Genomic DNA, 15,896 nt, shown 5'->3' with positions numbered 1-15,896 from the left:
CAATTAATGAAGAATTGTGAACTGTGAACTGAACAAGAAAGGACGATCAACTTTGGCTAAAAAGACGATAATTCCAAAAGATACTAACATAATAAGACTTCCTATTGAAGAAGCCATGCCTGACAATTATCTTCCATATGCTGTAGAAGTGGCAAAGGATAGAGCACTTCCTGATGTAAGAGATGGATTAAAACCTGTGCACAGAAGGATAATTTATGGCTCTTACATGTTAAAGGCATTTCCAGATAGACCTTATTATAAATCCGCCAGGATAGTAGGAGATATTTTGGGTAAATACCATCCTCATGGAGATACTTCCGTATATGATGCAATGGTAATACTGGCACAGGATTTTACAACTAGAATGCCTATAATAGACGGACATGGAAACTGGGGAAGTCAGGATGGAGATAATGCTGCAGCTATGCGTTATACCGAGGCAAGACTTACTCCTATTGCCATGGAAATGATAAAGTACATAGAAGATGATGTAGTAGATATGGTAGACAATTATTCAGGATCGGAAAAAGAACCTGAAGTTCTTCCTGTAAGGTACCCGAATCTTCTTGTAAATGGGGCATTTGGAATAGCTGTAGGACTTGCTACTAATATACCACCACATAATCTAAGGGAAGTTATAGATGCAGCAATGGCATTGATAGACGCTCCGGAATCAAATACAGATGATCTTATGAAATATGTTAAAGGGCCTGATCTTCCAACAGGTGGAATAATTATAGGCAGGGATTCACTGAAATCGGCCTATGAATCGGGAGAAGGCAGGGCAACATTAAGGGCAAGGACTTCAATAGAAAAGCTGGAAAATGGAAGGTTTGGAATAGTCATAACGGAATTTCCATATAGAAGGAGCAAGGCAAAGCTTCTCCAGACCATTTCTGAAATGACAGTTGACAAGAGGCACTCCAAAGTCCTTGATTCTATTTATGACATAAGAGATGAATCGGACAGAACCGGAATAAGAGCTGTAATTGAATTCAGAAAATCAATAGATCATAATCAAGTGGAAAAAATATTGAAATATCTGTTTAAAAAGACAGAACTTCAATGCAGTGTTTCTTTTAATATGGTAGCACTGGCAGATGGAAAACCCAATACACTTTCACTTAAGAGCATACTGGAACATTTTATAGATTATCAGAAAGAAATACTCATAAGAAGGACAAAAAAAGAACTTGAAGCTGCCAGAAAGAGATTTCATATTGTAGAAGGATTTATAAAGGCTATTGGAATAATGGACGATATTATAAAGACTATAAGAAGTTCAAAATCCAAAAAAGATGCATGTAAAAATCTTATGGATATATTTGATTTTACTAAAATTCAATCTGAAGCCATACTTGAGCTTATGTTATACAGACTTACAGGACTTGAAATAGTTGAATTTGAAAAAGAGCATAGTAAACTTTCAAGGTACATAAAAAAACGTGAACTTATACTTTCAAGCGAAAAGGAGCAGTTTAAAGTTATAAAAAGTGAATTGAAGGATATAAGAGATAAATACGGAGATGACAGAAGAACTGAAATTATAGAAGATGACAGTGAGGCTAAAATACAGGTAGATGAGATTATAATTCAAGAAGATATAGTCGTAACCATGTCCAATGAGAACTTCATAAAGAGAATATCTCAAAGAAGTTATAATAGATGCAGTAAAAATATAGAGGAGATAGAGTACAGGGAAGGGGATTACAGTAAGATTGTTATAAATTCAAATACCAAGCACACTATTATGTTTTTTACTGATAAAGGATATATGTATAAATTGAAAGGCATAGATATTCCTGAATTCAGGTGGAAGGAAAAGGGGGATAAACTTGACAATATCATAAAAGGGTTCAACAGTTCACGGGAAAAAATAGTTTCTGTTATAGATGTAGAGGATATAAATGACAATTTTGACCTTGTATTGTTTACAAGTATTAGCGGAATTAAGAAAACTTCTCTTGAAAAATTTAGAACCAATTATACAAAACTTATGGCACTTAAGTTGAAAAAAAATGAAAAACTAATAAAAGTAGAATTAGTACCAAAAGATAGAAGGAAAGGCTCTTTAAAATTAGTTACAAAATTTGGGCTGGAATTTATCCTGCCGGAATTGAAGATTGAAACACAGGATAGAAATATAGTAAGCAGTGATGTATTTACCCTTCCTGAAAATGATGAAGTCATGGACATTGATTTTTCAGAACAGGAAGTTCAAAATAATGAATTCTATATTTCCATAGATAAAAACGGCATATTGAAATCCTCGGATAATAACAGAAGGACTTTTGGTGTCAACACATCTTCTTCAAGTACCATATTGATTTTTACAAAGGACGGAAGAGTGTTTTCAATACTATCAGCAGTTGTAGAAAACATAGCAGAAGGTATTGGAATAAATAAGCTATTTGGCATATCCAGCAGGTCTGATATAATAAACATTTTTTCTATAAATGATTTCCAAACAGGAAATATATATTTTTTCACCTCAAATGCCATGATAAAGAAGAGCACCTTAAGTGAATTTCAACACATTAAAAGTGGTGAAACTGCATATAAATTCAAGGATAAAGATGATAAGATAATTGATGTGGAGTATTCAAAAGAAGAAGATATGGATATAGTGGTTTTGACGGAAAAGGGCATGGGAATTAAATTTTCCAGTGAAGATGTAAATATAACAGGTAAAATTGCATCTGGATCTGGAGCTATAAATTTAAAGGAAGATGACAAGGTAATCTATTCATTTTTAATAGATGAAGATGATGATAAATCATATATAGAGTTGACAGATAAAAATGATAGAAAATTTAATGTAATGATCAATGAGATAAAGCGTCAAAATAGAGCTGGAGTTGGAAAACCTGTTGTAGACAGTGCAGCAGACATTAAAAAAATAAATTTAAAAATAATGTAGAATAAAGTATTGTAATCCTTTAAATTTTATACTATAATGTTGTCATAGACAAGAGGCAGAGAATGAGAGAGCCGCTTTTAATATAGCTGATATAGCTATATTAAAAGCGGCTTGTTGCGTAAAAAAATCTATATTTACTATTTTATGTAATCGATTTTATAAAAAACAAGCATTCTACTGCCAAATAAAAACAATATATGGGAGATATGGGAGGAAGTTCTATGTCAAAATTAATAGCAGAATTTGTAGGTACTATGATCCTGGTTTACTTGGGTGATGGGGTATGTGCTAACTGTACCCTTACAAAGAGCAAGGGGCAAAATGGAGGATGGATGGTAATAACCGCAGGCTGGGCTTTTGCAGTTGGTATACCGGCTCTTATGTTTGGAAGTGTAAGTGGAGCTCATTTCAATCCAGCACTTACTATTGGACTTGCAGCAGCAGGAAAATTTCCAGCAGCTGAAGTACCGGGTTATATAATTGCACAGATGCTTGGAGGAATAGTTGGAGGCGCACTTGTCTGGATTACTTATCTTCCCCATTGGGAAAAGACAGAGGACAAGGCAGCCAAGCTTGGTATATTCTGTACTGCTCCAGCTATAAGAAACTTGCCATCAAACTTTTTAACAGAGTTTTTAGGAACAGCACTTTTAGTATTTGCAATATTGGGAATGGGGGCACAGCACACGGCTCTTGGAATAGGTACACTTTTCGTAGTATTTTTAATATGGTCAATAGGACTTTCACTTGGGGGGCCTACAGGATATGCAATAAACCCTGCAAGGGATCTTGCACCTAGAATTGCACATGCAATTTTACCTATTGCAGGTAAAGGAGGTTCAGACTGGTCATATTCATGGATACCTGTTTTTGGACCAATAGCAGGTGGAATATGTGGAGCACTTCTATTTAACGTAATATTTTAATATGTTGGTTGTATCCCTTTAAATGTGATGTTAAAATTAATAATAGTTATTAACCATTAAATTATAAAGAGGTATAGTAGATGAATAAGCTTAAAGAAGTACTAATAGAAAATCCAGTTATAGCTGCAATAAGAAATGATGAGGGACTGAAAAGGATAGTTTCAAGTAATGCCAACATAGTTTTTATTCTATATGGAGACATATTAAGTGTCAGGGATATATGTAGTAAACTTAAGGAAAAAGGAAAATTGGTATTTGTTCATTTGGATTTAATAGATGGGATAAGAGGCGATCAATCTTCTGTAAGATTTATAAAAGAAAATGTAAAAGCAGACGGCATAATAAGCACTAGGTCTTCAAATATAAAATATGCAAATCAGATTAATTTGTTTTCAATACAAAGAATGTTTGCAATAGACTCACTTTCACTAAAGACAGGAATAAAAAGTATTCATGATACGAATCCGACTGCAGTAGAAGTTATGCCAGGAGTAGCAAGTAAAATAATAAATGTTCTAAAAAAAGAAATAAAAGTTCCAATAATTGCAGGTGGACTTATAACAAACAAAAAGGATGTTATTGAATCATTATCTGCGGGAGCTGTAGCAGTTTCAACTACTGACAGTAGTTTGTGGAATTTATAAATTGTAATTGAAATTCTATTAAATAAAAAAATATAATTTGAAAACGTTACGTGGGAGGAGAATATAAAATGGCAAAGTATGTTATGGCTTTGGATCAAGGTACTACTAGTTCAAGATGTATAATATTCAATGAGAATGGGTTACCTGTAAGTACTTCACAGAAGGAATTTAAACAGATATATCCAGAAGGTGGATGGGTTGAACATGACCCCATGGAAATATGGGCTACACAGTTTGGAGTAGCTACGGAAACGCTTCTAAAATCAAATATAAAAGCGGAGGATATAGAAGCAATAGGTATAACAAATCAGAGGGAAACTACAATCGTATGGGATAGAAGGACTGGATTGCCGGTATACAATGCCATAGTATGGCAGTGCAGGAGAACTGCTGACTATTGTGATGAATTAAAAGCAAAAGGTGTAGATAAAATCATAAAAGAGAAGACAGGACTTGTACTTGACGCATATTTTTCAGCAACTAAAATAAAGTGGATACTTGACAACGTACCTACTGCCAGGAGAGAAGCCAACAGGGGAAATCTCATATTTGGTACTGTAGATACATGGCTCATGTGGAATTTGACAAAAGGCAAGGTTCATGTAACTGATTATACAAATGCTTCCAGGACCATGCTGTTCAATATACATGAACTTAAATGGGACAAGGAACTTTTGGAACTTTTCGATATTCCAGAATCAATGCTGCCAGAAGTAAAACCATCAAGCTGTGTATATGGACAGGCTGCTGAGAGTCTATTTGGTGTGGAAATTCCAATAGCGGGAGATGCTGGAGATCAACAGGCAGCTTTATTTGGACAAACATGTTTCAAGCCTGGGATGGCGAAGAATACTTATGGAACAGGATGTTTTCTGCTTATGAATACTGGTGATAAGGCTGTAGAATCCAAAAATGGTCTTTTAACTACAATAGCTATAGGTATAGATGGAAAAGTTGAGTATGCACTTGAAGGGAGCATATTCATAGGAGGGGCTTCAATACAGTGGCTTAGGGATGAACTTAGAATGCTCAAAACTGCCCCTGAATCTGAAAAATACTGTGATGCCGTAGAAGATACCGGTGGAGTCTATCTTGTACCTGCTTTTGTAGGACTTGGGGCACCTTATTGGGATCAATATGCAAGAGGTATAATGATTGGAATTACAAGAGGAACCAAAAAGGAGCATTTTGTAAGAGCTACAGTAGAGTCACTTGCATATCAGACTTATGATGTTCTTAAAGCAATGGAAGAGGATTCCCACATAGAGCTCAAGGCACTCAAAGTAGATGGAGGAGCTTGCGCAAACAATTTCCTTATGCAATTTCAGTCTGATATATTAAATGTACAGGTAGACAGACCTAAAGTTATAGAGACTACTGCACTTGGTGCAGCGTATCTTGCCGGTATTGCAGTAGGATATTGGCAAAATAGGGAGGATGTACGCAAGAACTGGGCAATATCCAAAAATTTTATGCCTGTAATGAAGGAAGATAAAAGAGAAAAGCTTTTAGAAGGATGGCACGATGCTGTAAAGAGATCCATGGGATGGGCAAAACAATAAAAATTATGAAAAAATCCTGCACTCGTTGTGAGCTGCAGGATTTTTCATGTAATTTATGGATTTGTAGAAAACAGTTATAATTATTATAATATTAAAAGAGAGAGAAAAATAAAGAATAAAGTTCAAAGAACAGATTTAAAAGAGCAAAGTTCAGAGAACAAAGAACAAAAAATGAAGATTTTCGTCAGAGACGAAAATCAACCAAATTTGTTCTTTGAGCTCTGATAACTGAACTCTGAACTTTGAACTCTGAACTCTGAATTCTAAAAAATGGGGGGTTTTATTTTGAAAAAAGCCATAGTATTACTTGCAGAAGGATTTGAAGATATTGAAGCTCTGACACCCGTTGATATACTAAGAAGGGGAAAGCTCAGCTGCACCATATGTTCTGTAGATGATAAAAATGAAAAAACAAGCTCAAGAGGTACTACTGTAAAAACAGATGAAATATTGAAAAATATAAACATAGATGAATATGATGCTGTTATACTTCCAGGCGGTCTTCCTGGAGCAACCAATTTGAGGGATAATGACAATGTAATAAAGTTGGTTTCAGCATTTAATAAAAATGGAAAATTAGTGGCAGCCATATGTGCAGCACCTATAGTTTTAGATAAGGCGGGAATTATAAAGAATAAAAATGTAACTTCAAACCCAAATTTCAAGGACGAACTTAAAGAAGTCAATTATAAGGAAGATTTTGTAGTCCAAGACGGCAATATTATAACAAGCAGGGGGGCAGCTACATCAATTTATTTTGCTTTTAAAATACTTGAAAATCTTTCTGATGAGGAAACTGTAGAAAGAGTAAAAAGATCTACACTGATGAATCTGGTAGACCAGTATCACGAAAAGTAGTAAGTTTAATATTATTAACAAACTGTGAACTCGATAAAATAGACATTGCAATAGTGTCCGTTTATTATACGTACAAATCATATGCAGTGTTCATTCAATAGACGGACACATACATACTACATACCCCAAACCCACTTGTACACCATAATTATTAATTTAAAAAGTTGGTGATAATATGGAATATCATACTTTAAAAAATGGAATAAAACTTATATATGAACACAGGCAGGGTGAAATAACATCACTGTGCATAGGATTCAATGCAGGGGCTCTGGAAGAACAGAATAGATTTAATTTTGGAACAGCTCATGCACTGGAACATCTTGTATCAAAGGGAACATGCTGCAGAACGGAAAATGAGATAAATGCGGAATTTGATGACATATTCGGTTTTGAAAATGCCATGACCAATTATCCATATACGATATACTACGGCACTTGTTTAAGCAGGGATATGCAAAGAGCACTGGAACTATATTCCGACATACTAATGAATCCATCTTTCCCTCAATGTGGATTCAAAGAAGAAATGGATATAATCATGGAAGAACTTAAAGAATGGCATGGAGACATGTATCAGTATTGTGAAGATATGCTTTTTAAAAACTGTTTTAGAAATAGAAGAATAAAGGAAATCATAATAGGTTCGGAAAAGGATATAAAGCTTGTAACCCTGGAGGACATAAAAAATTTTTATAAATGTTTTTATACACCGGACAATTGCGTAATAAGTTTCTCATCTTCGTTGGATTTTGAACTTGTTTGCAAGCTGGTTGAACAATATTTCGGGTCATGGAATACTGAATCCAACTGTTCAATATCATATGAAACATATGAAAAAAATATATCTGGAATATATAAAGGCAATTTAGAATCTTTTGAAGGAGCTAAAATTCAGTATGTGTTTGACATTGGCGGCTTGAGTAATGAAGAATTCAAAGCTCTCCTATTGTTCAATGATGCATTTGGACAGGGAACAAGCAGTTTACTTTTTCAGGAAATAAGGACAAAAAATGCTGCAGCATATGAGATAGGAAGTTATATAAAAAATGAGAGAGGCATAAAACTTTTGTCTATAAACATGGGAACCTCGGCGGGAAAAGTGGATAAATCCATTTGCATAATAAATACGATTATAGATAACATTACAAGTAAAATGGACTATTTCAAGGAGAAAGATATAGAAAAACTGGCAAGAAGGGTGAGGCTCAAAAGAGAACTCAAGCTTGAAAGATCCATACAGCTCTGTAAAGAACTTACTACATATGAATTGATGTATGGAGATTATAGAAAACTCTATGAAGAAACGGAAAATCTACAGGGTATTTCCCAGCAAGATATATACGATGTAATAAAGAAGGTAATAAAAGAACCATCCATACAAATTCTAAATTGAAAAGGAAGTGTTTTTTTGCAGAAGCAGTGGATGCTTAGAAGACGAAAAATAGACAGGAATATTTTAAAAAAAATCAATATAAACCCAATTCTACTTTCCGTACTTGCAAATAGGGGTATAACAAGTGAAACAGATGTGGTGGATTTTATGAATCCTTCAATAGACAAATTACATGACCCTATTTTAATGAAAGATATGGATAAGGGAACTGACATAATAATTGATGCAATACATAAAAAGAAGAAGATAGCAATATACGGCGACTATGATGCAGACGGAATAACCAGTACATTTATACTGTACAGTGCATTTTCAAGCTGTGGTGCAGATGTAAAATATCATATACCTGACAGGGTAAAGGAAGGCTATGGTATAAATGAGGCAAGTATAGAGTGCCTTCACAAGGAAGGATTTAATACCATTATAACTTGTGACAACGGCATATCAGCCATATCTCAGATTAAAAGGGCAAAGGAACTTGGCATGACCGTAGTTGTAACGGATCACCATGATGTACCATTTGAGGGTACTGATGAAATAATCCCGGATGCAGATGCAGTAATAGACCCTAAACAAAAAGAGTGCAAATATCCGTTTAAAATGCTGTGTGGAGCAGGTATAGCATTTAAATTTGTGCAGGTAGTCTATGATAAACTGGGAATTGACAAAAACAAGTCATTTGAATTTATTGAATATGCAGCTATTGGAACTATATGTGATGTAGTTGATCTTTTGGGAGAAAACAGAATAATAGCAAAATGTGGGCTTGAAATGCTGAACAGAACGCAAAATTTGGGCATACAGGCACTTGTAGATGAAAATTCTTTAAATATTGGGAGTATCACTTCATATCATGTAGGATTTGTTCTGGGACCTTGTATAAATGCTACCGGAAGATTGGACAATGCAGTACTTGCATTGAAGCTTTTTCTTTCACAGGATAAGAAAACTGCCACAAAACTTGCAAAAAAACTCAGAGAATTGAATATGGAACGTCAGAATATAACTATGAAAGGACTTGAGGAAATAGTAGACGTAGTTGAAAATTCTGATTTGAAAAAAGACAGGGTGCTTGTAGTGTATAGAGAAGGTATTCATGAGAGTGTTGCAGGAATTATAGCAGGAAGGCTGAAGGAAAAATACAATCTACCATCTATAGTACTCACAAATGGTGAATTTATGGCAAAAGGGTCTGGAAGGTCCATAGATGAATACAATATGTTCGAAGAACTATCAAAGTGCCGTGACCTGTTTGAAAATTTTGGAGGCCATCAGATGGCCGCAGGAATGTCCATTAAACATGAAAATATAGATGAACTAAGAAGAAGATTGAATCAAAATTGCACACTTACAGAAAAAGATATTATACCAAAGGTCAGAATAGATAAGGCACTACCACTTGAAAACATAAATTTTAAGATAATAAAGGATTTGAAATCTCTTGAACCTTTTGGAAAGGGAAATTCATCTCCTCTCTTTGCAGAAAGAAATATAGCTGTATTCAAGGTATATTTTATGGGAAAAGACAAGAACACCGTAAAACTTTTCTGCAGATTGAAAAATAGTATGGAAAAAATGGATGCAATTATTTTCAATGGAGGTGAGAAATTTAGAGAACTTGTATTAGATTTGAATTTCAAAACTATTTTTATGGACTTTGTATTTTCCCCATCTATTAATGAATTCAACGGAAATACAAGTATTCAACTTATTGTCAGGGATTTTAGAATGTCAAAAATTTAGTGTGGACTATGTATACAGCTGGATGTAAAATTAAACTGTAAATTGAAAATTGAAAATTGTGAACTGTGAACTGTGAATTGTGAATTGTGAATTGATATGTGGAGGGAAATAATTTTGAAGAAGATAATATTAACTGGCGGTGGTTCTGCAGGACATGTGACTCCAAATCTTGCACTTGTTCCTAAGCTTAAACAATTGGGTTATGACATAGAATATATAGGTACCAGAAATGGAATAGAGAAAAAGATAATAAAATCTGCAAATATTAAATACTTTTCCATATCCAGCGGAAAACTGCGAAGGTATTTTGATATAAAAAATTTTACTGATCCTCTTAAAGTTTTGAAAGGCGTATTTCAGGCTTTTTTTATAATGAAGAAGGAAAAACCCAATATTGTATTTTCAAAAGGAGGATTTGTGTCTGTTCCAGTGGTAATTGCGGCCCATTTAAGTAAAATACCTGTAGTAGCACATGAATCAGACATTACTCCAGGGCTTGCAAACAGGCTTTCTGCACCTTATTGTACTAAAATATGTGTTACTTTTCCAGAATCATTAAATAAGATAAAAGATAAAAAGGGGATTCTAACAGGTACCCCTATACGAAAGGAAATTCTGGATGGCAGTAAAATAATAGGAAGAAGAATATGCAATTTTAAAGAGGATAAACCAATTCTTCTAATAGTAGGTGGAAGTCTTGGCTCAAAATTTATAAACGATATAGTGAGAGAATCTTTAAATGTACTTTTGAAAGCATACAATATAGTCCATATATGTGGAAAGGGAAATTTAGATAAAACTTTGGAAAACAGGAAAGGGTACATACAATTTGAATATGTAAATGAAGAAATGCCGCATTTGATGAATGCAGCTGATATTGTAATATCGAGAGCAGGAGCTAATGCCATATTCGAACTATTGGCTCTAAAAAAGCCTAATCTGCTCATTCCACTTTCGAGAAAATCAAGCAGGGGAGATCAGATTCTAAATGCTGCATCTTTTGAAAAGAGTGGATACAGTATGGTTTTGGGAGAAGAAAGTTTAAATTCCAAATTACTTGTAGAAAAAGTAGATGAATTATACAAAAACAGGAATAATTATATAAATAATATGAAAGTTAGTAATATTGGAAATGGCGTGGACAGAATAGTGGATATTATAAAAAAATATAGTATTCAATAAAATATTATTTTGTTAAATAATATTTTATGTTATAATAGATATTGTAGTCCATTACATCTCAAATAAATCCACAATCATTAAGGTATTTGATTGAGTTTGTATTTATATGGTCAATATGTTCTTTTATGTATTTTATTGGGATTCGCTTTAAATGGATAAAACATTTTGTGAAAAAAATAATTATTCCATATTCGGAGAATGCATAATTGCAGAACATAAAATGAAATATGTTTGGAAGGTGGAGATGTTAATATGTCAAAAGTTGCAGTAATATACTGGAGCAATGGCGGAAATGTAGAAGTTTTGGCTGATTCAATCTCAAAAGGAGCAAAAAGTGCAGGAGCTGATGTAGTTATAAAACAAGTGCAGGATGCAGCAGTAAAAGATGTACAGGATGCTGATGCAGTAGCTTTTGGAAGCCCGTCAATGGACAACAACAGAATTGAGCAGCAGGAAATGGCTCCATTTATTAATGAATTCAAATTGCTTCCACCAAATAATAAAAAGACAGTATTATTTGGATCCTATGGTTGGGACAAGGGTGCTTTCTTAAAAGATTTCAAAAAACTTGTAACTGACTATGGATTTAACGTAATAGGAGAATTGGCTGTTAACGAGTCCCCTGGTGATGAAGAATTAAAAAGAGCAGAAGAATTGGGAAAATTACTTGTAAAATAAGATTGCAAAGTGTTAAAATAAATTCTAAAAATAGTGAACGATTGCATTTCAGTCGAAAAAATGTTGAACCAGTTCACTATTTTAAGGGATTTTTTGAAATAGGTTGTGTGTTAGACTAATACAGATGCCTAGTATCCCTATTACTGCTTATAATAACATTGTCTACAAACAAAAATTTTTATTAATACAGGTAAATTTATAATTTACATATTCTTATTTTTGTTGTAATATAAAGTTGTAATATAAAAGTGTGATATTAATTGAAATTTTGATTAATAGGCTTTATACGCTTTTATTATAAATTAGGTTGTTTAATAACAATATATGACCTTATATAACCTTAAAAAATAGAGGAGGAAATTTATATGTCAAGATCTAAACAATCAATGGATGGTAATACAGCCGCTGCACATGTGGCTTATGCATTTACTGAAGTAGCAGGTATCTATCCTATCACACCATCAAGTCCAATGGCTGATGTTATTGACCAATGGTCTGCTGCAGGACGTGAAAATATTTTTGGTAATCAAGTTAATGTTGTAGAAATGGAGTCTGAAGCAGGTGCTGCAGGAACTGTTCATGGTTCTCTTGCTGCTGGAGCTATCACAACAACATTTACAGCATCACAGGGTCTTCTTTTGATGATTCCTAATATGTATAAAATTGCTGCTGAACAGCTTCCTTGCGTATTTGATGTATCAGCACGTACCGTTGCTACTCAGTCACTTAATATATTCGGTGACCACAGTGATGTATATGCTTGTCGTCAGACAGGTTTCGCAATGCTTGCTGAAACAAATCCACAGGAAGTAATGGATTTAAGCCCAGTTGCACATCTTTCTGCAATTGAAGGTAAAGTTCCATTTATAAACTTCTTTGATGGATTCCGTACATCTCATGAAATTCAGAAAATAGAAAAATGGGATTATGAAGATCTTAAAGAAATGTGCAACATGGATGCGGTTAAAGCTTTCCGTGAACATGCATTAAACCCAGAACACCCAGCTATGCGTGGTTCCCACGAAAATGGAGATGTATTCTTCCAGCATCGTGAAGCAAGCAACACAACTTACGATAAATTACCAGCTGTTGTTGAAAAATACATGGCTAAGGTAAATGAAAAACTTGGTACAAACTATGACCTGTTCAATTACTATGGAGCTCCTGATGCTGACCGTGTCATCATCGCTATGGGATCTATATGTGATGTAGCTGAAGAAGTTATTGATTACTTAACAGCTAGGGGAGAAAAAATTGGAATAGTTAAAGTTCGTTTATATCGTCCATGGGTATCCAATTCACTTCTTAAAGTTTTACCTAAAACAGCTAAAAAGGTTGCAGTTCTTGACCGTACAAAAGAGCCAGGAGCACTTGGAGATCCACTATATCTTGATGTAGCTACAACTCTTCGTGAAGCAGGACTTAATGACGTAGTATTAACAGCTGGACGTTATGGACTTGGTTCTAAAGATACTCCACCTTCAAGTGTATTTGCTGTATATACTGAATTGAAGAAAGATGCTCCTAAAGCTCGTTTCACAATCGGTATAGTTGATGATGTTACAAACTTGAGTTTGCCAGAAGTTAAACCAGCTCCTATTACATCTGCACCTGGAACTGTAGAATGTAAATTCTGGGGCCTTGGCGGTGATGGTACAGTAGGTGCCAACAAGAACTCAACAAAGATCCTAGGAGACCATACAGACAAATATATTCAAGCATATTTCCAGTATGACTCCAAGAAAACTGGTGGTGTAACAATATCACATCTTAGATTTGGTGACAAGCCAATCAGAAGCCCATATTATATAAATCAGGCCGATTTTGTTGCATGTCATAATCCATCATATGTTGTTAAAGGATATAAGATGGTTCAGGACGTTAAACCAGGTGGAACATTCATGATCAACTGTCAGTGGTCAGACGACGAACTGGATTCTAAGATAACTGCTGATTCTAAGAAATACATAGCAGATAACAACATCCAGTTGTATACAATCAATGCTATTGACAAAGCAATTGAAATTGGTATGGGTAAACGTACTAATACAATTCTTCAATCTGCATTCTTTAAATTGGCAAATGTTATGCCAATTGATGATGCTGTTAAGTTTATGAAAGCTGCTGCTAAAAAATCCTATGGTAAAAAAGGCGATGCAATTGTAGAAATGAACTACAAAGCAATTGATGCCGGTGTAGATGCTGTTCATAAAATAGATGTTCCAGCTTCTTGGAAGAATCCAGCACCAGACGCTCCAGCTCCAAAACTTGAGGGACGTCCAGAAACAGTTAAGATGGTTAAAAATCTTATGAATCCTATTACACTTATGGATGGAGACAGTCTTCCTGTATCTGCATTTGAAGAAAATCCAGATGGACAGTTTGAAATTGGTGCTGCTGCATATGAAAAACGTGGTACTGCTGTAAATGTTCCAGAATGGGATCCAGATAAATGTATTCAGTGTAACAGTTGTTCATTTGTATGTTCTCATGCAACAATTCGTCCATTTATGTTAAGTGAAGCTGAAGTAGAAGCAGCTCCTTCAAACATAAAAGTTGCTGATACTAAGCCAAAGGCTGGAAAATTCAAGTTTACAATGAGCGTAACTCCTCTTGATTGTATGGGATGCGGAGAATGTATTACCGTTTGTCCTACAAAGGCTATCAAGATGGTACCTCAGGAATCACAACTAGACCAGCAGCCAGTATTTGACTACTTAGTTGCTAACGTAGGCAAGAAGCCAGGAGTACCAGCTGATACTACAGTTAAGGGTTCACAGTTCAATCAGCCACTTCTTGAGTTCTCAGGAAGCTGTGCAGGATGTGCTGAAACATCTTATGCTCGTTTGCTTACACAATTGTTTGGTGAACATATGTACATCTCAAATGCTACAGGATGTTCTTCTATCTGGGGTGGTCCTGCTGCAACAAGTCCATTTACAGTTAATAAAGATTCAAATATGGGTCCAGCTTGGGCTAACTCATTATTTGAAGATAATGCAGAACATGGATTTGGTATGTATCTTGGACAGAAGACACTTCGTGACCAAGCTATAGCTAAAATCGAGAAGATGGCTGCTTCTGACAAAGCATCTGATGAATTAAAAGCTGCTGCTAAGAAGTTTATAGAAACAAAAGATAGTACAAAAGAAAACACAGCTGCTGCTAATGCATTAGTAGCTGAACTTGAAAAAGCTGCTGCTGCAGGCTGTGATACTTCTAAAGAATTACTTGCAAGTAAACAGTACCTTGCTAAGAAGTCAGTATGGATTCTTGGTGGAGATGGATGGGCATATGATATCGGATTCGGTGGACTTGACCATGTACTTGCTTCAGGAGAAAATGTAAATGTCATGGTATTCGATACAGAAATGTACTCAAATACAGGTGGACAGGCTTCGAAGGCTTCCAACATCGGTGAAGTTTGTCAGTTCGCTGCTGCTGGTAAAGAAGTTGGAAAGAAGAGCCTTGCTGAAATAGCTATGAGCTACGGATATGTATATGTAGCACAGATTGCTCTTGGTGCAAACCCAGCTCAGACTGTTAAGACTATTTCAGAAGCAGAAGCTTACAATGGACCATCACTTATAATCGGATATGCACCTTGTGAACTTCACGGAGTTAAGGGCGGCATGAATCATTGTCAGGATGAGATGAAGAAAGCTGTAAAGGCTGGATACTGGAATCTGTTCTCCTTTAATCCTCTTCTTAAGGCTGAAGGAAAGAATCCATTCACTCTTACATCTAAACCAGGTGATGGAACTTATCAGGACTTCTTGAACAATGAAACACGTTATACTCGTTTGAAACGTGCATTCCCTGATCGTGCAGAGAAGTTGTTCGATAAATCTGAGGAATCTGCAAAAGATCGTTATGACCATTTGTTAAGATTAGTAGAACTTTATAAATAATAGTAAGGAGGAGTCTAGATTTAGACTCCTCTTTTTTTTATAAAAATTAATTAAAAACAAAAAAAGCTTTTATTAT

At 34.9% G+C, this 15,896-nt stretch carries 10 protein-coding genes; all 10 read left to right on the top strand.

The genetic code is table 11. The annotated features are described in order from the left end of the window. The first annotated feature begins 52 nt into the window (after nucleotides 1-52). The 10 genes from J418_RS0107030 (at nucleotide 53) to nifJ (ending at nucleotide 15,820) form a co-directional block, all read left to right on the top strand. Nucleotides 53-2,920 (top strand): DNA topoisomerase IV subunit A, encoded by a 2,868-nt coding sequence (locus tag J418_RS0107030; RefSeq protein WP_017895229.1) that lies wholly within the window; start codon nucleotides 53-55, stop codon nucleotides 2,918-2,920. Nucleotides 2,921-3,141: 221 nt separating this feature from the next. Further along, a complete protein-coding gene (locus J418_RS0107025; RefSeq protein ID WP_017752629.1) occupies nucleotides 3,142-3,846 on the top strand; it encodes an MIP/aquaporin family protein in 705 nt (234 codons plus the stop codon). 80 nt (nucleotides 3,847-3,926) lie between these two features. Further along, the gene (locus J418_RS0107020) at nucleotides 3,927-4,490 is read left to right on the top strand and encodes a glycerol-3-phosphate responsive antiterminator (protein ID WP_017895228.1); all 564 of its coding nucleotides are present in this window, start codon (nucleotides 3,927-3,929) and stop codon (nucleotides 4,488-4,490) included. Between the two features lie 68 nt (nucleotides 4,491-4,558). After that, nucleotides 4,559-6,052, top strand: a complete 1,494-nt coding sequence (gene glpK / locus J418_RS0107015) for a glycerol kinase GlpK (protein WP_017752631.1) — start codon at nucleotides 4,559-4,561, stop codon at nucleotides 6,050-6,052. A gap of 285 nt (nucleotides 6,053-6,337) precedes the next feature. After that, nucleotides 6,338-6,910 (top strand): DJ-1 family glyoxalase III, encoded by a 573-nt coding sequence (locus J418_RS0107010; protein WP_017895227.1) that lies wholly within the window; start codon nucleotides 6,338-6,340, stop codon nucleotides 6,908-6,910. A gap of 175 nt (nucleotides 6,911-7,085) precedes the next feature. Then, on the top strand, nucleotides 7,086-8,306 hold the full coding sequence (locus J418_RS0107005; protein WP_017895226.1) for a M16 family metallopeptidase: 1,221 nt from the start codon (nucleotides 7,086-7,088) through the stop codon (nucleotides 8,304-8,306). 15 nt (nucleotides 8,307-8,321) lie between these two features. After that, nucleotides 8,322-10,049, top strand: a complete 1,728-nt coding sequence (recJ, locus tag J418_RS0107000) for a single-stranded-DNA-specific exonuclease RecJ (protein WP_017895225.1) — start codon at nucleotides 8,322-8,324, stop codon at nucleotides 10,047-10,049. A 114-nt stretch (nucleotides 10,050-10,163) separates the two neighbouring features. Next, nucleotides 10,164-11,231 carry an undecaprenyldiphospho-muramoylpentapeptide beta-N-acetylglucosaminyltransferase gene (locus J418_RS0106995; RefSeq protein ID WP_017752635.1) on the top strand — a complete coding sequence of 356 codons (1,068 nt, stop codon included), beginning with the start codon at nucleotides 10,164-10,166 and terminating at the stop codon, nucleotides 11,229-11,231. A gap of 252 nt (nucleotides 11,232-11,483) precedes the next feature. Then, nucleotides 11,484-11,909, top strand: a complete 426-nt coding sequence (locus J418_RS0106990) for a flavodoxin (protein ID WP_017752636.1) — start codon at nucleotides 11,484-11,486, stop codon at nucleotides 11,907-11,909. A gap of 365 nt (nucleotides 11,910-12,274) precedes the next feature. Beyond that, complete coding sequence (gene nifJ, locus J418_RS0106985) at nucleotides 12,275-15,820, top strand: pyruvate:ferredoxin (flavodoxin) oxidoreductase (RefSeq protein WP_017895224.1); 3,546 nt, start codon at nucleotides 12,275-12,277, stop codon at nucleotides 15,818-15,820. The last annotated feature ends 76 nt before the right edge of the window (nucleotides 15,821-15,896 follow it).

Source organism: Clostridium tyrobutyricum DSM 2637 = ATCC 25755 = JCM 11008 (genome assembly GCF_000359585.1).
GTDB classification, from domain to species: domain Bacteria; phylum Bacillota; class Clostridia; order Clostridiales; family Clostridiaceae; genus Clostridium_B; species Clostridium_B tyrobutyricum.
The sequence above is the reverse complement of the archived record's forward strand: the minus strand, read 5'-3'. Positions and strand labels throughout refer to the sequence as shown.